Origin of the sequence: Actinosynnema sp. NPDC091369 (assembly GCF_044757065.1) — a bacterium.
GTDB lineage: Bacteria > Actinomycetota > Actinomycetes > Mycobacteriales > Pseudonocardiaceae > Actinosynnema.
This window is the reverse complement of sequence record NZ_JBIVUG010000005.1, coordinates 331,458-349,971: the sequence shown is the minus strand read 5'-3', so window position 1 is coordinate 349,971 and position 18,514 is coordinate 331,458. Positions and strand designations below refer to the sequence as shown.

Sequence of the window (18,514 nt, the reverse complement as noted above, 5' to 3'; positions counted from 1 at the left end):
GGCTGGTGGGCGTGTCGGGCGGGGGTGGGGTGGGTACGTGAAGCGGCATGACCGTCATCGGTGTGCACGCTTCGCATGAGCAGATTCACCCGTCGCGGCTGTTGGCGGCGGTGCGGCGGGCGGAGGAGGTGGGGTTCGACGCCGCGATGAGTTCGGACCACTTCTCGCCGTGGAGTGCGCGGCAGGGGCAGAGCGCGTTCGCGTGGTCGTGGTTGGGTGCGGCGCTGGAGGCGACGGGTTTGCCGTTCGGGGTGGTGAACGCGCCTGGTCAGCGGTATCACCCGGCGATCATCGCGCAGGCGATCGGGACGTTGGGCGCGATGTACCCGGGTCGGTTCTGGGCGGCGTTGGGCAGTGGTGAGGCGAGCAACGAGCACATCACGGGTGGGGGTTGGCCGCGCAAGGAGGTGCGCAACGCGCGGTTGTTGGAGTGCGTGGAGGTGATTCGGGCGTTGTTGGCGGGGGAGGAGGTCAGTCACGACGGTTTGGTGACGGTGGACCGGGCGCGGTTGTGGACGAGGCCGGATGAGCCTCCGTTGTTGATCGGGGCGGCGGTGAGCGAGGCGACGGCGCGGTGGTGTGCGGGGTGGGCGGACGGGTTGATCACGGTGAACGCGCCGAGGGGGCGGTTGGAGCGGGTGGTGGGGGCTTATCGGGATGCGGGTGGTCGGGGGAAGTTGCACCTTCAGGTGCACTTGAGCTGGGCGGGCAGTGAGGACGAGGCGCGGTCGATCGCGCACGAGCAGTGGCGGAGCAATGTGTTCGCGCCGCCGGTGTGCTGGGACTTGGACACGGCGGAGCACTTCGACGTGGTGTCGGAGGGTGTGTCGGTGGAGCGGGTGGCCGAGGTGGTGAACGTGTCGTCGGATCTGGGGTTGCACGCGAAGGTGATCCGGGAGTACGCGGAGTTGGGGTTCGAGGAGATCTACCTGCACCACGTGGGGCAGGAGCAGGAGCGGTTCCTGGATGCGTTCGGTGAGCGCGTGCTGCCGGAGGTGCGGTCGTGAAGTTGACCAGGACCGCGGACCTGTGGTGGAAGAACGCTGTCGTGTACTGCTTGGACGTGGAGACGTTCCACGATTCGAACGGTGACGGGTTCGGTGATTTCCGGGGGTTGATCGACAAGATCGACCACTTGCACAGGATGGGTGTGACGTGTTTGTGGTTGATGCCGTTCTTCCCGACGCCGGACCGGGATGACGGTTATGACATCACGGATTTTTACAGCGTGGACCCGCGGTTGGGGACGTTGGGTGATTTCGTGGAGTTCGTGCGGACGGCTCGTGATCGGGGTATGCGGGTGATCGCGGATCTGGTGGTGAACCACACGTCGGATCAGCACCCGTGGTTCCAGGCGGCGCGGGATCCGGGGAGTCCGTTCCACGACTGGTACGTGTGGCGGGACGAGCCGCCGGCGGACGCGGCGGAGGGGGTGGTGTTCCCGGACAAGGAGAAGTCGCTGTGGACGTACGACCGGAAGGCGAAGCGGTACTACTTGCACCGGTTCTACCGGCACCAGCCTGATCTGAACGTGGCGAACCCGGCGGTGCGGGACGAGATCGCGCGGGTGATGGGGTTCTGGATGGAGTTGGGGTTGTCGGGGTTCCGGGTGGACGCGGTGCCGTTCTTGTTGGAGGCGCCGGTCGACGCGTTGCCGGATCCGCACGACTACCTGGCGGATTTGCGGGCGTTTCTGTCGCGGCGCAACGGTGAGGCGGTGTTGTTGGGTGAGGTGAACCTGCCGTACACCGAGGCGATGGCGTTCTTCGGGAAGTCGGATGGTGTGGGTGACGAGCTGCACATGTGTTTCGACTTCATCGGGATGCAGCAGATGTATTTGTCGTTGGCGCGGGGGGACGCGAGTCCGTTGACGCACGCGTTGAAGGAGCGGCCGAATCCTCCGCGTGATTGTCATTGGGCGACGTTCGTGCGCAACCACGACGAGTTGACGTTGGACAAGTTGACGGAGCCGGAGCGGCAGGAGGTGTTCGCGGCGTTCGGTCCGGACGAGGACATGCAGTTGTACGGGCGGGGTTTGCGGCGGCGGTTGCCGTCGATGCTCGGCGGGGACCTGGGGCGGATCAAGATGGTCTACAGCCTGTTGTTCTCGTTGCCGGGTACGCCGGTGTTGTTCTACGGCGAGGAGGTCGGGATGACCGAGGACTTGTCGTTGGAGGGCCGGTTGGCGGTGCGGACGCCGATGTGGTGGGACGCGGTGGACGAGCAGCGTCGTGAGCCGGATTCGTTGTTGGCGTGGGTGCGGTTGTTGGTGGAGCGGTATCGGGAGTGCCCGGAGTTGGCGTGGGGGAAGTTCACGGCGATCGACACGGCGGTGCCGTCGGTGTTGGCGCACCGGTGTGAGATCGATGGCGGGGTGGTGGTGGCGGTGCACAACTTCGCGGGTGAGGAGGTGTCGGTGGAGGTGCCGAAGGTGGACGGTGTGCTGACGGACCTGTTGGTGGACGGCACGGTGGAGGCGGGGAAGGACGGTACGGCGGTGGTGGAGCTGGGGCCGTACGGGTGTCGGTGGTTCCGTCAGGTGAGCCGGTAGCCGTGGGCGGGGCGGTTGGCCATGCCGTAGCGGGGTTGGACTTCGGCTTTGCCGGTGGTGACGAGGTGTTCGAGGTAGCGGCGTGCGCTGACGCGGGAGAGTCCGGCGCGGTCGCCGACTTCTTGGGCGGACAGGTCGTGGTCGGTGGTGCGGAGGGTGTCGACGACGAGTTTGAGGGTGACGGGTGACAGCCCTTTGGGGAGGGCGGTGCGGGGTCGGTGTTGGAGTAGTTGGTCGACTTCGTCCTGGTCGAGCCAGGGGCCGAGGCGTTGGACCTCGGTGCGGCGGGCGAGGTATTCGCGCATGCGGTCGAGGAAGGCGGTGCGGGTGAAGGGTTTGACGAGGTAGTGGTCGACGCCGCGGGACATGGCTTGGCGGACGGTTTCGCGTTCGCGGGCGGCGGTGACGGCGATGACGTCGACGGGTGGTCCGGGGCGGGCGCGGAGTCGGGCGAGGACTTCGAGTCCGGAGATGTCGGGCAGGTGGATGTCGAGCAGGACGAGGTCGGGGTGGAGGGTGTCGACGGCGCGGAGGGCTTCGCCGCCGCCGTGTGCTTCGCCGATGACGGTGAAGTCGGGGAGTGCTTCGAGGAAGCCGCGGTGGACGGCGGCGACGGCGAAGTCGTCGTCGACGACGAGGGTTCTGACGGGGGTGGTCATCGGGCGGCCTCCGGGAGCCAGACGTCGAACGAGGCGCCGCCGAGTTCGGAGTCGGTGAGGTGGACTCGGCCGCGGCGTCGGGTGACGACGCGGGAGACGAGGGCGAGGCCGATGCCGCGTCCGTGTGCGCCTCGGGGTGCTTTGGTGCTGACGCCGAGGGTGAAGATGTGGTCGCGTTGGGTGTGGTCGACGCCGGGTCCGTCGTCGTCGACGACGACGCGGACGCCGGTGGTGTCGGAGTGGACGAGGACGCGGACGGTGCCGCCGGGGTCGACGGCGTCGACGGCGTTGTCGACGAGGTTGCCCAGGACGGTGAGGGCGTCGTCGCCGGTGCGGGCGTGGACGGTGGTGGCGGGGTCCAGGCGCAGGGTGACGCCGCGTTCGTGGGCGGTGGAGGACTTGGCGAGCAGGAGTGCGGCGAGGGCGGGGTCGGTCATGGCGCCGCCGATGATGTCGGAGGTGGGGGAGCCGGCGCCACCGACGCGTTCGATGTAGCGGACGGCGTCGTCGCGTCGGTCGAGTTCGACGAGGCCGCTGATGACGTGCAGGTGGTTGGTGAACTCGTGGGCTTGGGCGCGGAGGACTTCGGTGACGGTGCGTTGGCCGTCGAGTTCGCGCAGGGCGTCGTGGAGTTCGGTGCGGTCGCGGAGGGTGAGGACGACGCCGACGGGGCGGCCGTGGGTTTTGGCGGTCATGCGGTTGGCGACGAGGACGCGTTCGCCGGCGAGGACGAGGCGGTCGGCGACGTCGTCGTGGGTGCGGGCGAGGTCGAGCAGGCCGCCGTCTTCGAGGATGGTTTCGGCGGGTTGTCCGGTGGGGTCTTCGGTGAGGTCGAGGAGGCGGAGGGCTTCGTCGTTGACCAGGACGAGGCGTTCGTGGTCGTCGACGGCGACGACGCCTTCGCGGATGCCGTGGAGCATGGCGTCGCGGGTTTCGAGGAGGTGGGCGATCTCGTCGGGTTCGAGGCGGAAGGTGCGTTTGCGGACCATGCGGGTGACGAGGGTGGCGCCGAGGACGCCGACGAGGGCGGCGGTGGCGAGCCAGCCGATGAGTTCGGGGAGGTCTTCGGCGAGGTCGGCGGCGAGTTCGCTTTCGAGGATGCCGACGGAGGCCATGCCGATGATGGTGCCGGTGGTGTCGCGGATGGGGACCTTGGCGCGGAGGCTGGTGCCGAGGGTGCCGGTTTCGGTGCCGACGAAGACGTGGCCGGACAGGGCGGTGCTGGGGTCGGTGGAGACGGGTTCGCCGATGCGGTCGGGGTCGGGGTGGGCGTAGCGGACGCCGGTGCGGTCGGTGACGACGACGTAGGTGACGCCGGAGGCTTTGCGGAGCAGTTCGGCGAGGGGCTGGATGGTGGCGGCGGGGTCGGGGGAGGTGAAGGCGTCGACGACGGTGGGGAGGCGGGCGACGCTTTCGGCGACGGAGAGCATGCGGTCCTTGTACGCCTCGCGGATGCGGTCGCTTTGGAGTTTGGCCGCCAGCAGGCCCGCGGTGCAGGTGGTGGCGAGGACGATGACGACCTGCAGGACGAGCAGGGTGACACCGAGGGGGACCGAACGGCGGCGCATGGCAGAGCATTCTGGCTTAACGCGTGTGAGCCCGGCCACGACCAAAACGACCAATACGTGTTTTACGACCTTTGCCCGTGGGTGTGGTGGGTGTGCTCCTACCGTTCCGGCCCACCGGGGCGAGAGCGCCGCGGTGTTGGTGTTGACCGTGGAGGACCTGATGGCAGGACAGCACACCCGACTTCTCGCGGCCGTGGCCGCCGCGGGCCTGGTGCTCGCGGGGTGTGGGGGCGGTGGCGGCGCGAAGGGCGACGACATCGGCAGGTTGGAGATCATGGCGCCGGCGGATCCCGGGGGTGGGTGGGATCAGACGGCGCGGGCGATGCAGGCGGCGATCGACGCGGCGGAGCTGGCCGATTCGGTGCAGGTGAGCAACGTCGGTGGCGCGGGTGGCACGGTGGGGTTGCAGAAGTTGGCGACCGAGAAGTCCGAGAGCTACCTGATGGTGACCGGTCTGGTGATGGTCGGGGCGGTGGAGACCAACGGGGTGGACAAGCGGTTGGAGGACACCACGCCGATCGCGCGGTTGACGGCGGAGGACGAGGTGGTGGTCGTGCCCGCCGAGTCGCCGTACCGGACGATCGAGGACTTGTTGGCGGCGGTGGACGCCAAGGGGCAGGGTGTGACGATCACCGGTGGTTCGGCGGGCGGCACGGACCACATCCTGGCGGGGATGCTGTTGCAGGCGTTGGACATCGACCCGGCGAAGTTGAACTACGTGCCGTACTCCGGTGGCGGTGAGTCGTTGGCGGCGTTGTTGGGTGGGAAGGTCGACGCCGGGATCTCCGGGGTGGGCGAGTACGTGGAGCAGATCAAGGCGGGCAAGCTGCGGGCGTTGGGCACGTCGGGTCCGAAGGAGCACCCGGAGCTGAAGGCGCCGACGTTCAAGAAGCTGGGCAAGGGCGTGGAGCTGATCAACTGGCGTGGTGTGGTGGCGCCGGGGTCGATCTCGGTGGCGGCGAAGGACCGGCTGGTGAAGCTGGTGACCGACATGCACGCCAGCCCGCAGTGGCAGGAGGAGTTGAAGAAGAAGGGCTGGACGGACACGTTCCAGACCGGGCACGACTTCTCGACGTTCCTCACGGTGGAGATCGGCCGGATCAAGCCGGTGTTGCAGGAGATCGGCCTGGTCAAGTGACCTCTCCCGACACGCCGGTGGCCGGTCCGGGTGGGTCGGCGGAGCCTCGGTCGCGGTCGGCGAGGGTGGAGGAGTTCGTCTTCGCCGGCCTGGTGGTGGCGTTGGGCGTGTTCACGCTGGTGGACGCCACCACGATCGCGACGCGGGGTTCGCTGGGCACGGTGGGGCCGCGGGCGTTCCCGTACGCGGTGGGGGCGCTGCTGGTGGCGACGGGGGTGGCCACGGTCGTGGCCACCCTGCGTGGCCGGTTGGGCCCGGCGGAGGACGCCGAGGACGTGGACAGCACCGTGCGCACCGACTGGGTGACGGTGGCGAAGCTGGTCGCGGTGCTGGTGGCGCACCTGGCGTTGATCGACGTGGTGGGCTGGCCGGTGGCGGCGGTCGTGCTGTTCTTCGGCGCGGCGTGGACGTTGGGCGCGGTGTGGTGGAAGGCGCTGGTCGTCGCGGTGGTGCTGGCGCTGGTGGTGCAGGCGCTGTTCGCGTCGGGGCTGGGCCTGTCGCTGCCGGCCGGGGTGGTGGAGGGGGTGCCGTTGCTCGATGGGTAGCCTCACCGCTCTGCTGGAGGGCTTCGCGACCGCGGCGCAGCCCGAGTACCTGCTCTACGCCCTGCTGGGCGTCACCCTCGGCACCGCCGTCGGGGTGCTGCCGGGTATCGGGCCCGCGATGACGGTGGCGTTGCTGCTGCCGTTGACCTACTCGCTGGAACCCACCGCCGCGTTGATCATCTTCGCGGGGATCTACTACGGCGGCATGTACGGCGGGTCGACGACGTCGATCCTGCTCAACACGCCGGGTGAGTCGTCGTCGGTGGTGACGGCGCTGGAGGGCAACCGGATGGCGCGCGCCGGGCGGGGCGCGGCGGCGCTGGCCACGGCGGCGATCGGGTCGTTCGTGGCGGGCACGATCGCCACGATCCTGCTCACCGCGCTGGCGCCGAGCATCGCCGACCTGGCGGTGACGCTGGGCCCGGCGGACTACGTGGCGTTGATGGTGGTGGCGTTCACCACGGTGGCGGCGCTGCTGGGCGCCTCGCCGGTGCGCGGGCTGGCGTCGTTGGGGCTGGGCCTGTTCATCGGGCTGGTGGGCACCGACACGCTGACCGGTCAGCAGCGGTTCACCCTGGGTGTGCCGACGTTGTCGGACGGCATCGACGTGGTCGTGGTCGCGGTGGGGGTGTTCGCGGTCGGCGAGGCCCTGTACGTGGCGGCGCGGATGCGGCACGGCCCGGTCGAGGTGGTGCCGGTCGGCGGGAAGTGGATGACCGGCGAGTTCTGGCGGCGGTCGTGGAAGCCGTGGCTGCGCGGCACGGCCATCGGGTTCCCCATCGGCACCATCCCGGCGGGTGGGGCGGACGTGTCGACGTTCCTGTCCTACGCGGCGGAGAAGAAGCTGTCGAAGCGGCCGGAGGAGTTCGGGCGCGGGGCGATCGAGGGCGTGGCCGGGCCGGAGGCGGCCAACAACGCGGCCGCGGCCGGGGTGCTGGTGCCGCTGCTGACGCTGGGGTTGCCGACCACGGCGACCGCGGCGGTGATCGTGGCCGGGTTCCAGAGCTACGGCATCCAGCCGGGGCCGCTGCTGTTCACCAACGACGCGGCGCTGGTGTGGGCGTTGATCGCGTCGCTGTACATCGGCAACGTGATGCTGCTGGTGCTGAACCTGCCGCTGGTGAAGATCTGGGTGAAGGTGCTGCAGATCCCGCGTCCCTACCTGTACGCGGGGATCCTGCTGTTCGCGGCGTTGGGCACCTACGCGGTGAACTTCGTGGTGGACGACCTGGTCGTGCTGCTGGTGATCGGCGTGGCGGGGTTCTTCATGCGCCGTCACGGCTACCCGGTGGCGCCGCTGGTGGTGGGGCTGATCCTGGGGCCGATGGCCGAGGAGCAGGTGCGCCGCACGTTGCAGATCAGCGAGGGCGACCCGGCGGCGCTGGTGGCGAGCCCGTTCGCGGCGGTGGCCTACGGGCTGCTGGCCGTGGCGCTGGTGGCGACGCTCGTGCTGCGGGTGCGCCGCAAGGTCTGATCGTCGCGTCCACGATGCCCGGCCCGGGTGCGTCCCGGGGCCGGGCATCGTCGCGTCCCGGCATCGTCGCGTCCCGGCATCGTCGCGTCCCGGCATCGTCGTCTCCCGGCATCGTCGTCTCCGGGGTTCGTCGTGTCCCGGGTTCGTCGTGTCCCGGGTTCGCGCGTCGGCGTGTTCACGTGTTCGGGGTTCGGTCGTCCACAGCGCGTCCCTTGCGGAATCTCGTCCGTTCACGTGAAGATATCCGCGTCCTGGCCCTGTCGACCGAAGGATTTCCATGACGTCGCCGTACGGTGTGCACCGCGTCCTCGACCCCGCCGGGGTGCTGCCGCAGCAGGCGCACCGGCTGGACGCCACCCCCGTGTGCGGACCCGACGAAGTCCTGGTCGACGTCACCCGGCTCAACCTCGACGCCGCCTCCTACCGCCAGCTGCGCGATCGGCACGGCGTGCACGGCATCCGGCAGGCCGTGCTGGACATCGTCGCCGAGCGCGGCAAGATGCAGAACCCCGTCACCGGATCGGGCGGCATGCTGCTGGGCACCGTCCGCGAGACCGGCCCCGACTCGCCGCTGGGCCTGCGCCCCGGCGACCGCGTCGCCACCCTCGTCTCGCTCACCCTCACCCCGCTGCGCCTCACCGACGGCCTGGCCCGCTGGGACGGCGCCGACGAACAGGTCCCCTGCGAGGGCACCGCCGTGCTGTTCGGCCGCTCCATCGCCGCGGTCCTGCCCGACGACCTGCCCGAGGAACTCGCCCTGTCCGTGCTGGACGTGTGCGGCGCACCCGCCCTCACCGACCGGGTCGTGCGCCGACGCCACGCGCCGTCCGTGCTGGTCCTGGGCGGTGGCGGCAAGTCCGGGTCGCTGTCGCTGGCCGCCGCCCGCCGCGCCGGCGCGTCCCGCCTGGTCGCGCTCGTGCCCACCGACCGCGAAGCCGCCGCCGTGCGCGCCGCGGGGCTGGCCGACACCGTCGTCGTCGCCGACGCCCGCGACCCCCTCGCCGTCGCCGCCGCCGTCGGAGACCGGGTCGACGTGACCGTGGTGTGTGTGGACGTGCCCGGCTGCGAGCACGGCGCGATCCTGGCCACCGCCGACGGCGGCACCGTCGTGTTCTTCTCCATGGCCACCTCCTTCCCCGCCGCCGCCCTGGGCGCCGAAGGTCTCGCCGCCGACGTGGAGATGCTCGTCGGCAACGGCTACGTGCCAGGTCACGCCGCGTTCGCCCTGGACCTGCTGCGCGCCGAACCTGCCGTGCGGGCGCTGTTCGAGCACCGGCAGACTCAGCAGGCGTGACTACCGTGAACGGCACCCCCACCTCGACGCGCCTGCTCGTGGGGGGACGCATCCACTCCCCGACCGCCCCCGACGCCACCGCGATGGCGGTCACCGACGGCACCGTGGTGTGGCTGGGCCAGGACGGCGTCGGCCGCGCCCTGCACCCCGACGCCGAGGTCGTCGACCTCGACGGCGCGTTCGTCGCGCCCGCGTTCGTGGACGCCCACGTGCACGCCACCTCCGCCGGGCTGCTGCTCACCGGCCTGGACCTCACCGGCTGCCGCTCCCTGACCGAGCTGCTCGACGCCGTGCGCGCCACCGACGGCGACCTCGTGTGGGGCCACGGCTGGGACGAGACCCGCTGGCCCGAGCAGCGGCCACCCAGCCGCGCCGAGCTCGACGACGCCGCCCGCGGCGCCCGCGTCTACCTCTCCCGCATCGACGTGCACTCCGCCCTGGTGTCCACCGCGCTGCTCGACCTCGCCCCCGCCGCCCGCGACGCCGACGGCTACACACCCGACGGGCCCCTGTCCCGCGCCGCCCACCACCACGTGCGCCGCGCAGCCAAGGACGCCATCCCCCTCGCCCGCCGCCGCGCCGCCCAACAGGCTTTCCTCGCCCACGCCGCGTCCCGCGGCATCGCGTCGGTGCACGAATGCGCCGGACCCGACATCTCCGGCCGCGACGACCTGGCCGACCTGCTGGCCACCGACCTGCTCGACGTCGTCGGCTACTGGGGCGGCCTCGACCCGATCGACCTGCCCGTGCACGGCCTGGCGGGGGACCTGTTCGTCGACGGCGCGCTGGGCTCCCGCACCGCCGCCCTGTGCGAGCCCTACGCCGACGCCGACACCACCGGCGCGCTCTACCTCGACCCCGACGCCATCGCCGAGCACCTGGTCACCTGCACCCGCGCCGGGTTGCAGGGCGGGTTCCACGTCATCGGCGACGCCGCCGTGGCCGCCGTCGTCGACGGCTTCGCCCGCGCCGCCGCCATCGTCGGCGCCCCCGCCCTGGCCGCCCGCAAGCACCGCCTCGAACACCTGGAGATGATCACCCCCGACCAGGCCGCCCGCCTGGCGTCCTGGGGTGTCGTCGCCTCCGTGCAGCCCCTGTTCGACCACGCCTGGGGCGGCCCCGACGGCATGTACGCCCGACGCCTGGGCCCCGAGCGCGGCACCGCGCTCAACCCGTTCTCCCGCCTGGCCGCCGCCGGCATGATCCTCGCCCTGGGCTCCGACGCCCCCGTCACCCCCGTCGACCCCTGGGCCACCGTCAAGGCCGCCGTCCGCCACCGCACCGACGGCCACGGCATCTCCCCGCGCGCCGCGTTCACCGCCCACACCCGCGGCGGCTGGCGCGCCGCCGGCGTCGACGACGGCCTCACCGGCACCCTGCAACCCGGCGCGCCCGCCACCTACGCCGTCTGGGACGCCGGCGACCTCGAAGTCGCCGCCCCCGACACCCGCGTCCAACGCTGGTCCACCGACCCCCGCTCCCGCGTCCCCGCCCTGCCCGCCCTCGACGGCCCCACCCCCACCTGCCTGCGCACCGTCCTGCGCGGCCGCACCCTCTACGACCGGGATGGGGCGGCGTGAAGATCTTCCTTTCCTGGTCGGGCGACGCCGAGAAGACAGGCACGCGGTTCCCGCACGACCGGCCGCCGCGGGTGACCCGGTCGGCGAAGCCCGGGACGTCGGACACCGCCCAGACGGACCCCGCCGCCCCGTCGACCCGGCACCGCGAGCCCGCCACCACGTGAACGTCGAATCGGGCCCGGTGGACATCCACCTCCGCGAGCCCGGTACCACCGAGATCCGCTTCCCGACGGAACAGGAGTGAACCCGATGGCGTTGCTCGACCTCGACCCCACGGTGGTCGCCGCGGCGCGCGCACTCGCCGCCAAGGCCGCCGAACCGGTGGTGGCCCTCGCCAAGGCCCACACCACGGTGGCGGTCGAGCGCGCCACGCTCCGGCTGGCCGGCATCACCGGCGCCGACACCACCCACCGCGCCGGCGACGTGCCCTGGGTCAACCGGGTCGTCGACACCGTCCGCGAGCACTGCGGCCTCGAACACGGCGTCGCCCTGCCCGTCTTCCACGCCCTGCGCCGGCACGACCTGCCCAGCCTCACCCACCTCGCCGAAGCCACCGCCGCCGGCCAGGTCCGCTACACCCTGCCCACCGGCCGCGACCGCGACCGCGCCCGCAAAGCCGCCACCACCGCCATCACCAAGGGCCTGCGCACCGTCGACCGCAACCGCGACCGACGCGACAAACTCGTCGCCACCCTCGGCGACCCGCCCCGACGACCCTGGATCTACCTCATCGTCGCCACCGGCGACATCGACGAGGACGTCGTCCAAGCCGCCAACGCCGCCCGCGCCGGAGCCGACATCATCGCCGTCATCCGCTCCACCGGCCAGTCCCTGCTCGACTACGTCCCCGAAGGCGCCACCCACCACGGCTTCGCCGGCACCTACGCCACCCAGGAGAACTTCCGCATCATGCGCGCCGCCCTGGACCAGGTGTCCAAGGAAGTCGGCCGCTACGTCCGCCTCACCAACTACGCCTCCGGCCTGTGCATGCCCGAGATCGCCGTCCTGGCCGGCCTGCAACGCCTCGACATGATGCTCAACGACTCCATGTACGGCATCCTGTTCCGCGACATCAACCCCATCCGCACCTTCGTCGACCAGCGCTTCTCCCGCCAGGTCCACGCCCGCGCCGGCATCGTCATCAACACCGGCGAGGACAACTACCTCACCACCGCCGACGCCGTCGACGCCGCCCACACCGTCACCGTCTCCCAGCTGCTCAACGAGCACTTCGCGCACGAAGCCGGCCTGCCCGACCACCTCCTCGGCCTCGGCCACGCCTTCGAGATCAACCCCGAGGTCCCCGAGTCCTTCCGCCTCGAACTCGCCCACGCCCTGCTGGCCCGCGAACTGTTCCCCGACGCCCCGCTGAAGTGGATGCCCCCCACCAAGCACATGACCGGCGACGTGTTCCACGGCTACCTTCTCGACGGGTTCTTCAACCTCGCCGGCCTGCTCACCGGCCAATCCATCCTGCTCGTCGGCATGATGACCGAAGCCGTCGTCACCCCGTTCCTGTCCGACCGCGACCTCGCCCTGCGCAACGTCCGCTACGTCCTCGACGCCGCCGGCGGCCTGCGCGAGGACTTCCGGCCCGCCCCCGACGGCCTCATCGTCAAACGCGCCCACCAGGTCCTCGGCGAAGCCGTCGACCTGCTCACCCGCATCGTCGACGACGGCCTGCTCAACGCCATCGCCGACGGCACCTTCGGCCTGATGAAACGCCCCGCCACCGGCGGCAAGGGCGCCGACGGCGTCGTGGAGAAAGCCGACGACTACCTCAACCCCGCCGCCGAACTGCTGGAGGCACACCCGTGAAGCGCCACGTCCGCCCCTACGGCGACACCACCGGCGACGGCATGGTGCAGACCTCGTTCACCCTGCCCGTCCCCGCCGGACCCCAAGCCGACGGCGCCGCCCAACAACTGGCCAACAAGATGGGCATCGACCCCGCCATGGTCGTGCACTCCCACCCCATCGGCGACGAGTTCACCTTCTTCGTCGTCTACGGCTCCGTCCGCCACATCGTCGACCTCGACGACGTGCGCGTCGTCGAACGCGACTACCCCCTCCTGCCACCCGCCGAGATCAACACCGCGCTGCGCCGGCTGCTGCGCCGCAAACTCGTCGTCGTCGGCGCCTGCATCGGCACCGACGCCCACACCGTCGGCATCGACGCCATCCTCAACATCAAGGGATTCGCGGGGGAGAAGGGCCTGGAGTACTACCGCGAGCTCAAGGTCGTCAACCTCGGCGCCCAGGTCTCCGTCCCCGAACTCGTCCGCCGCGCCCGCGCCGAGAAAGCCGACGCCGTCCTGGTCTCCCAGGTCGTCACCCAACGCGACGCCCACCTGCTCAACACCCGCGAGATGTCCGCCGCGTTCCGCGAAGCCCTGGGGGAGCGGCGGCCCCTGCTCATCGCCGGCGGACCCCGCTTCGACCCGCTCATGGCCGCCGACCTCGGCGTCGACCGCGTCTTCGGCCGCGGCACCACCCCCGGCGAAGTCGCCAGCTACCTCGTCCACGCCGTCCGGAAGAAGAAGGAGAACGCGTGAGCCTCACCGAAGGATTCACCGTCACCCACCGCCGCTACGTGCCCCACTCCCACGCCCACTACGGCGGCAACCTCGTCGACGGCGCCTACGGACTCGGCCTGTTCGGCGACGTCGCCACCGAACTGCTCATCCGCACCGACGGCGACGAAGGTCTCTTCGCCGCCTACTCCGCCGTCGAGTTCCTCGCCCCCGTCCAGGCCGGCGACGTCATCGAAGCCACCGCCACCCTCGTCCGCGTCGGCACCCGCTCCCGCGAGATCGACTTCGAAGCCCGCGTCGTCTGCCGCTCCGCACCCGACCGCGGCCCCTCCGCCGCCGACGTCCTCGACCCGCCCGTCGTCGTCACCCGCGCCCGCGGCACCGTCGTCGCCCCACCCCGCTGACCCCCGACCGGCCGACCCCCCGACCCGACCCGTGGGGCCGCCGCTCAGCCCACGTCCCGCGGCGGCTCCTCGCACACGTCCACCACGTTCACCCGGTACTGCTGGCGCAACTCGTCCGCGAACTCCTCCACGTCCACCCCCAACGCCTCCACCACCTGCAACGACGCCGGCGTCCGATCCACCCGCGCCGCGTCGGCCAGGTCGTCGCGACCCGCCTCCCGCAACGCCGCGGTCAACCGCTCGTGGTTCTGCGCCTGCGTCCGCTCGTCGCGCACCTCCCGCACCCGACGATCACCCCGCAACTCCTCCGCCGCCCGCCACATCCGCTCGTCGGTGTCGAACAACACCTGCACCGCCGTGCAGTCCGGCGTCGGCGACCCCGCCACGTGCCGCCCGGGCGCGAACAGCACCACCGACGCGGCCACACCCGTGACCAACGCCAGCACCACGGTCGACAACAGCGGACGACGCACCACGCCCACCACCCTGCCACGCCCCGTGGCCGGCCTGCGACCCGACGTCACCACCGCGCCACGCCACACCCCGCCCGTCGCGCTCTGCCACTATCGACCCCGTGATCAGCATCGACCCCGCCTCGTCCGTGCCGCCCTACGAACAGGTCCGGTCCCAGTTCGCCCGCGCCATCACCGACCGCGACCTCGCCGTCGGCGCCCGCCTGCCCACCGTGCGGGCCCTGGCCGCCGACCTCGGCCTCGCCGTCAACACCGTCGCCCGCGCCTACCGCGAACTCGAGGAAGCCGGCCTCATCGAGACCCGCGGCCGCGCCGGCACCGTCGTCAGCGCCGCCGGGCAACGCGGCCGCGAACGCGTCCTGCGCGCCGCCCACACCTACGCCGCCACCTCCCGTGAACAGGGCCTCACCAGCGACGAAGCCCTCGACATCGTCCGCGCTGCCCTCACCGACACACCCCACCCCTAGAGTGACGTCGATGGCCGCCGAACACCCCGCCGACCCCGCCCGCACCCTCGCCGTGCTGTGGCGCACCGGCGACCGCACCGCCCGCAAGGACCTCGGCGTGGACCGCATCGTCGCCGCCGCCGTCACCCTCGCCGACACCGAAGGTCTCACCGCGCTGTCCATGCGCCGCGTCGCCGACACCCTCGGCGTCGGCACCATGTCCCTCTACACCCACGTGCCCGGCAAGGCCGAACTCCTCGACGCCATGGTCGACGCCGTGCACGCCGAGACGCCCCGCCCCGACCACGTGCCCGGCGGCTGGCGCGGCCGGCTGGAACGCATCGCCCGCGACAACCTCGACCTGCACCTGCGCCACCCCTGGCTGCTGCACGTCCCCACCCACCGCGCCGTCCTCGGCCCCCACGTCGTGGCCAAGTACGACTACGAACTGCGCGCCGTCGACGGCATCGGCCTCACCGACCTGGAGATGGACTCCGTCCTCACCCTCGTCCTGGGCCACGTCCGCGCCGCCGCCCGCATCGCCGTCGACGCCGACCTCACCCGCCGCGGCACCGGCCTCACCGACGAGCAGTGGTGGCAGGCCGCCGGCCCCCTGCTCGCCCGCGTCCTGGACCCCGCCCGCTTCCCCACCGCCACCCGCGTGGGCGCCGCCGCCGGCCAGACCCACGGCGCCGCCCACGACGCCGAACACGCCTTCACCTTCGGCCTGGCCCGCATCCTCGACGGCATCGACGCCCTCGTCGCCTCCCGTCAGTAAGGCCGCTTCGGCATCACCACCCACAACGCCAGGTAGATCAGGAACTGCGGCCCCGGCAACAAGCAGGACAACACGAACACCCACCGCACGGTGCTCGCCCGCCACCCGTACCGGGCCGCCAGCCCCGCACACACCCCCGCGATCACTTTCCGGTCCTGAGGTCTGGTCAACGTCGTCATGCCTCCACCCTCCCTCCACCGGCCACCACCGACATCGGTGGCAACCCTGAATTGCTACCCCCACCGACCCTCACCCAACCCCAGGGCAACCCCACCGCACCCCACACGTCCACCCCACCAGCCACCACCCCGGAGCCGGCCTGACAACCGGCGGGCAGGACCCGACGCGCTCGCCAACCGGCGGACACGACCATGCCCGTGGGGGAGCGCCCCGGCACCAGCCGCGGTCCCCGCGACCGCCCCGGGTCCACCGGCGGTGTGATGGCCGCCCCGACCCGGCCGGTGCCCGGCGCCACGGCCGGGAGCAGCCCCCGGCAGACCGTCGCGGCCGGGAGCGGGCCGGGGTGCCACCGGCAGGCAGCGGGGGAGGACCACACCCCCTCCGGACCGCGGCCCGCACCGCTGCCCGCGCCGGACCGCCACCACCTCCGGTGACCGCACGCGCAACGGCCTGGCTGCGGGTTCGGGAGCGGGGGCTCGTAGGCTGAACCGGTGGTCGCAGCCCCCGTGACGCCGGATCAACCCGTCGCCGACACGCCCCCCGCCCGACGTCGGGACGTGCGCGGCACGCTGCTGCGCACCCTGCTGGCCGCCGCCGGCGGCGCCGCGGTGTTCCTCAGCTTCCCCCCGCGCACCACTTGGTGGCTCGCGCCCGTCGGGTTCGCCGTGCTCGGCGTCCTGCTGCACGGTCGCCGCGCCCGCGCCGGGTTCGGCCTCGGCCTGGTGTGGGGGCTGGCGTTCATGGCCCCGCTGCTGCGGTGGACCGGCGAGTTCGTCGGCCTCATCGCCTGGCTGCCGCTGGCCCTGCTGTGCGCCCTGCTCATCGCCCTGGGCACCGCAGCCATGGCCGTGGTGTCCCGGTTGCCCGGCGCGCCCCTCTGGATGGCGCTGGTGTGGGTCGCCGACGAGGCCCTGCGCGCCGTCGTGCCCTTCGGCGGCTTCCCCTGGGGCAAGATCGCCTTCGGCCAGCCCGAGGGCTGGTACCTGCCCCTGGCCTCGATCGGCGGCGCGCCCCTGGTCGGGTTCGCCGTCGCCCTCACCGGCCTGGCCGCCGCCCACCTCGCGCGCAACTGGAAACTCGCCGTGCCCGCCCTCGTGCTGCCCGTCGCCGCGGCCCTGGCCGCCACCGCGCTCGTGCACACCGACCCCGACCAGGGCACCGCCACCGTCGCCGCCGTCCAGGGCAACGTGCCCCGCGCCGGCCTGGACTTCAACGCCCAACGCCGCGCCGTGCTCGACAACCACGTCGCCCGCACCCTCGAGCTCGCCGACGACGTCGAAGCCGGCCGCGCCGCCCAACCCGACCTGGTCATCTGGCCGGAGAACTCCTCCGACATCGACCCCTTCCGCAACGTCGACGCCGCCAACCAGATCCAGCGCGCCACCGAGGCCATCGCCGCGCCCATCGCCGTCGGCGCCGTCGTCATCGACCCCGTCGACAAGCTGCCCCGCAACACCGTCGTGCTCTACGAACCCGGCGTCGGCCCCACCGACACCTACACCAAGCGGCAGTTGCAGCCCTTCGGCGAGACCATGCCCTACCGCGAGTTCTTCCGGATCTTCACCTCGACCGTCGACCGCGCGGGCACCTTCCAGCCCGGCACCGACCCCGAGGGCTTCGCCATGGGCCCGGCGAAGGTGGCGCTCGACACCTGCTACGAGGTCGCGTTCGACGGCGTGGTCCGCGACTCCGTCACCGAGGGCGCGAACCTCATCGCCATCCCGACCAACAACGCCACCTTCGGCTACACCGAGATGACCTACCAGCAGCTGGCCATGTCCCGCGTCCGGGCCGTGGAGCACGGCAAATCGGTGATCGTCGCCGCCACGAGCGGCGTCAGCGCCATCGTCGCTCCCGACGGCTCGGTCACCCAGCGGACCGGCCTGTTCACCGCCGACGCGCTGGTGGCCACGGTCCCGCTGCGCGGGGAGGCTACGCTGGCCACCCGGCTCGGCGCATGGCCCGAGTGGGTGATGACCGCTCTGGGCCTGATGGCCGTGGCGATCGCCTTGACAGTGACACGACGACGGACGCGTCCGGCCCCTGGTGCGGGGACCGGCGAGGAGGAAACGGATGGCGGACCAGCAGGCGCAGCCTGACCGCGAGCTCGGGCCGGTGCTGGTGGTGATCCCGACCTACAACGAGCGGGACAACATCGGGAAGATCGTGAAGCGGCTGCACACCGCGCTGCCCACCGTGCACGCCCTCGTGGTGGACGACGGCAGCCCCGACGGCACAGGGCAGCTGGCCGACGAGATGGCCGCCGCCGACGACCGCGTGCACGTGCTGCACCGCACGGAGAAGGCCGGACTCGGGGCCGCCTACATCGCCGGCTTCGGCTGGGGCATGGACCGCGGCTACCAGGTGCTCGTGGAGATGGACGCCGACGGCTCCCACGCCCCCGAGGACCTGCCCCGCATGCTCGACGCCCTGCACGACGCGGACCTCGTGATCGGCTCCCGCTACGTGCCCGGCGGCACCGTGGTCAACTGGCCCAAGAAGCGCGAGGTCCTCTCCCGCGGCGCCAACCTGTACTCGCGGCTCGCGCTCGGCGCGTCGGTCAAGGACATCACCGCGGGCTTCCGCGCCTACCGCACCGACGTGCTGCGCAACCTCAAGCTGCACAACGTCGCCTCCGCGGGCTACTGCTTCCAGATCGACCTGGCCTGGCGCACGATCGAACTGGGCTACCGCGTCGTCGAGGTCCCCATCACGTTCACCGAGCGTGAGATCGGCGTGTCCAAGATGAGCGGCGACATCGTCCGCGAAGCGCTCATCCGCGTCACCAAGTGGGGCCTGCGCCGCCGCGGCACCCAGCTGCGGGACCTGCTCGCCCCCAAGAAGACCAAGACCCCCAGCAACCGCTAGACCCCGCGCGCGCCCCACCCGG

Annotated in this window: 19 protein-coding genes; 15 read left to right on the top strand and 4 right to left on the bottom strand. The window is 71.9% G+C overall.

What is annotated here, in order from left to right; genetic code table 11:
* Window positions 1-62 precede the first annotated feature (62 nt).
* Window positions 63-1,007, top strand: a complete 945-nt coding sequence (locus ACIQMJ_RS21540) for a TIGR03885 family FMN-dependent LLM class oxidoreductase (RefSeq protein ID WP_499762778.1) — start codon at window positions 63-65, stop codon at window positions 1,005-1,007.
* The gene (locus ACIQMJ_RS21535) at window positions 1,004-2,551 is read left to right on the top strand and encodes an alpha-amylase family protein (RefSeq protein WP_499762777.1); all 1,548 of its coding nucleotides are present in this window, start codon (window positions 1,004-1,006) and stop codon (window positions 2,549-2,551) included. The genes ACIQMJ_RS21540 and ACIQMJ_RS21535 overlap by 4 nt, the downstream gene beginning before the upstream one ends.
* On the opposite strand, the gene ACIQMJ_RS21530 is transcribed toward ACIQMJ_RS21535, so the two are convergent.
* Complete coding sequence (locus tag ACIQMJ_RS21530; RefSeq protein ID WP_499762776.1) at window positions 2,536-3,210, bottom strand: response regulator; 675 nt, start codon at window positions 3,208-3,210, stop codon at window positions 2,536-2,538. The two genes, ACIQMJ_RS21535 and ACIQMJ_RS21530, sit on opposite strands and share 16 nt — an antisense overlap.
* Window positions 3,207-5,054 carry an ATP-binding protein gene (locus tag ACIQMJ_RS21525; protein ID WP_499762775.1) on the bottom strand — a complete coding sequence of 616 codons (1,848 nt, stop codon included), beginning with the start codon at window positions 5,052-5,054 and terminating at the stop codon, window positions 3,207-3,209. The genes ACIQMJ_RS21530 and ACIQMJ_RS21525 overlap by 4 nt, the downstream gene beginning before the upstream one ends.
* On the opposite strand from ACIQMJ_RS21525, the gene ACIQMJ_RS21520 reads away from it, so the two are divergent.
* The 9 genes from ACIQMJ_RS21520 (at window position 5,053) to kal (ending at window position 13,747) form a co-directional block, all read left to right on the top strand.
* Window positions 5,053-5,916, top strand: a complete 864-nt coding sequence (locus ACIQMJ_RS21520; protein ID WP_499762774.1) for a Bug family tripartite tricarboxylate transporter substrate binding protein — start codon at window positions 5,053-5,055, stop codon at window positions 5,914-5,916. The two genes, ACIQMJ_RS21525 and ACIQMJ_RS21520, sit on opposite strands and share 2 nt — an antisense overlap.
* A 65-nt stretch (window positions 5,917-5,981) precedes the next feature.
* Window positions 5,982-6,461: a tripartite tricarboxylate transporter TctB family protein gene (locus ACIQMJ_RS21515; RefSeq protein ID WP_499762773.1), complete on the top strand. Its 480-nt coding sequence runs from the start codon at window positions 5,982-5,984 to the stop codon at window positions 6,459-6,461.
* Window positions 6,454-7,935, top strand: coding sequence for a tripartite tricarboxylate transporter permease (locus tag ACIQMJ_RS21510; RefSeq protein ID WP_499762772.1), 1,482 nt, complete (start codon window positions 6,454-6,456; stop codon window positions 7,933-7,935). Before ACIQMJ_RS21515 ends, ACIQMJ_RS21510 begins: the two co-directional genes overlap by 8 nt.
* 277 nt (window positions 7,936-8,212) lie before the next feature.
* Complete coding sequence (gene kdd, locus ACIQMJ_RS21505; RefSeq protein ID WP_499762771.1) at window positions 8,213-9,229, top strand: L-erythro-3,5-diaminohexanoate dehydrogenase; 1,017 nt, start codon at window positions 8,213-8,215, stop codon at window positions 9,227-9,229.
* Entirely contained in the window at window positions 9,226-10,809 is a 1,584-nt protein-coding gene (locus ACIQMJ_RS21500; protein ID WP_499762770.1) for an amidohydrolase, read from the top strand. Before kdd ends, ACIQMJ_RS21500 begins: the two co-directional genes overlap by 4 nt.
* Entirely contained in the window at window positions 10,806-10,973 is a 168-nt protein-coding gene (locus tag ACIQMJ_RS21495) for a hypothetical protein (protein ID WP_499762769.1), read from the top strand. The genes ACIQMJ_RS21500 and ACIQMJ_RS21495 overlap by 4 nt, the downstream gene beginning before the upstream one ends.
* 85 nt (window positions 10,974-11,058) lie before the next feature.
* Window positions 11,059-12,627, top strand: a complete 1,569-nt coding sequence (gene kamD / locus ACIQMJ_RS21490) for a lysine 5,6-aminomutase subunit alpha (RefSeq protein ID WP_499762768.1) — start codon at window positions 11,059-11,061, stop codon at window positions 12,625-12,627.
* Window positions 12,624-13,364 (top strand): lysine 5,6-aminomutase subunit beta, encoded by a 741-nt coding sequence (gene kamE / locus ACIQMJ_RS21485; protein WP_499762767.1) that lies wholly within the window; start codon window positions 12,624-12,626, stop codon window positions 13,362-13,364. The genes kamD and kamE overlap by 4 nt, the downstream gene beginning before the upstream one ends.
* Entirely contained in the window at window positions 13,361-13,747 is a 387-nt protein-coding gene (kal, locus tag ACIQMJ_RS21480; protein ID WP_499762766.1) for a 3-aminobutyryl-CoA ammonia lyase, read from the top strand. The genes kamE and kal overlap by 4 nt, the downstream gene beginning before the upstream one ends.
* Window positions 13,748-13,791: 44 nt before the next feature.
* On the opposite strand, the gene ACIQMJ_RS21475 is transcribed toward kal, so the two are convergent.
* On the bottom strand, window positions 13,792-14,223 hold the full coding sequence (locus ACIQMJ_RS21475) for a hypothetical protein (protein WP_499762765.1): 432 nt from the start codon (window positions 14,221-14,223) through the stop codon (window positions 13,792-13,794).
* A 98-nt stretch (window positions 14,224-14,321) separates the two neighbouring features.
* Here ACIQMJ_RS21475 and ACIQMJ_RS21470 point away from each other — a divergent pair, with 98 nt between their 5' ends.
* Both ACIQMJ_RS21470 and ACIQMJ_RS21465 read left to right on the top strand, forming a co-directional pair.
* Window positions 14,322-14,687: a GntR family transcriptional regulator gene (locus ACIQMJ_RS21470; RefSeq protein ID WP_499762764.1), complete on the top strand. Its 366-nt coding sequence runs from the start codon at window positions 14,322-14,324 to the stop codon at window positions 14,685-14,687.
* Between the two features lie 10 nt (window positions 14,688-14,697).
* Entirely contained in the window at window positions 14,698-15,444 is a 747-nt protein-coding gene (locus ACIQMJ_RS21465; protein WP_499762763.1) for a TetR/AcrR family transcriptional regulator, read from the top strand.
* Here ACIQMJ_RS21465 and ACIQMJ_RS21460 read toward each other — a convergent pair.
* Window positions 15,438-15,623, bottom strand: a complete 186-nt coding sequence (locus ACIQMJ_RS21460) for a PspC domain-containing protein (RefSeq protein ID WP_499762762.1) — start codon at window positions 15,621-15,623, stop codon at window positions 15,438-15,440. The genes ACIQMJ_RS21465 and ACIQMJ_RS21460 overlap by 7 nt on opposite strands.
* 492 nt (window positions 15,624-16,115) lie before the next feature.
* Here ACIQMJ_RS21460 and lnt point away from each other — a divergent pair, with 492 nt between their 5' ends.
* Entirely contained in the window at window positions 16,116-17,723 is a 1,608-nt protein-coding gene (gene lnt, locus ACIQMJ_RS21455; RefSeq protein WP_499762761.1) for an apolipoprotein N-acyltransferase, read from the top strand.
* The gene (locus tag ACIQMJ_RS21450; protein WP_499762760.1) at window positions 17,698-18,492 is read left to right on the top strand and encodes a polyprenol monophosphomannose synthase; all 795 of its coding nucleotides are present in this window, start codon (window positions 17,698-17,700) and stop codon (window positions 18,490-18,492) included. The genes lnt and ACIQMJ_RS21450 overlap by 26 nt, the downstream gene beginning before the upstream one ends.
* The last annotated feature ends 22 nt before the right edge of the window (window positions 18,493-18,514 follow it).

Coding starts and splice junctions, on each gene's coding strand:
- ACIQMJ_RS21530 (WP_499762776.1), bottom strand. CDS start 3,210: ATGACCACCCCCGTCAGAACCCTCGTCGTCGACGACGACTTCGCCGTC.
- ACIQMJ_RS21520 (WP_499762774.1), top strand. CDS start 5,053: ATGGCGCCGGCGGATCCCGGGGGTGGGTGGGATCAGACGGCGCGGGCG.
- ACIQMJ_RS21525 (WP_499762775.1), bottom strand. CDS start 5,054: ATGATCTCCAACCTGCCGATGTCGTCGCCCTTCGCGCCGCCACCGCCC.
- ACIQMJ_RS21510 (WP_499762772.1), top strand. CDS start 6,454: ATGGGTAGCCTCACCGCTCTGCTGGAGGGCTTCGCGACCGCGGCGCAG.
- kdd (WP_499762771.1), top strand. CDS start 8,213: ATGACGTCGCCGTACGGTGTGCACCGCGTCCTCGACCCCGCCGGGGTG.
- kamD (WP_499762768.1), top strand. CDS start 11,059: ATGGCGTTGCTCGACCTCGACCCCACGGTGGTCGCCGCGGCGCGCGCA.
- ACIQMJ_RS21465 (WP_499762763.1), top strand. CDS start 14,698: ATGGCCGCCGAACACCCCGCCGACCCCGCCCGCACCCTCGCCGTGCTG.
- ACIQMJ_RS21460 (WP_499762762.1), bottom strand. CDS start 15,623: ATGACGACGTTGACCAGACCTCAGGACCGGAAAGTGATCGCGGGGGTG.
- ACIQMJ_RS21450 (WP_499762760.1), top strand. CDS start 17,698: ATGGCGGACCAGCAGGCGCAGCCTGACCGCGAGCTCGGGCCGGTGCTG.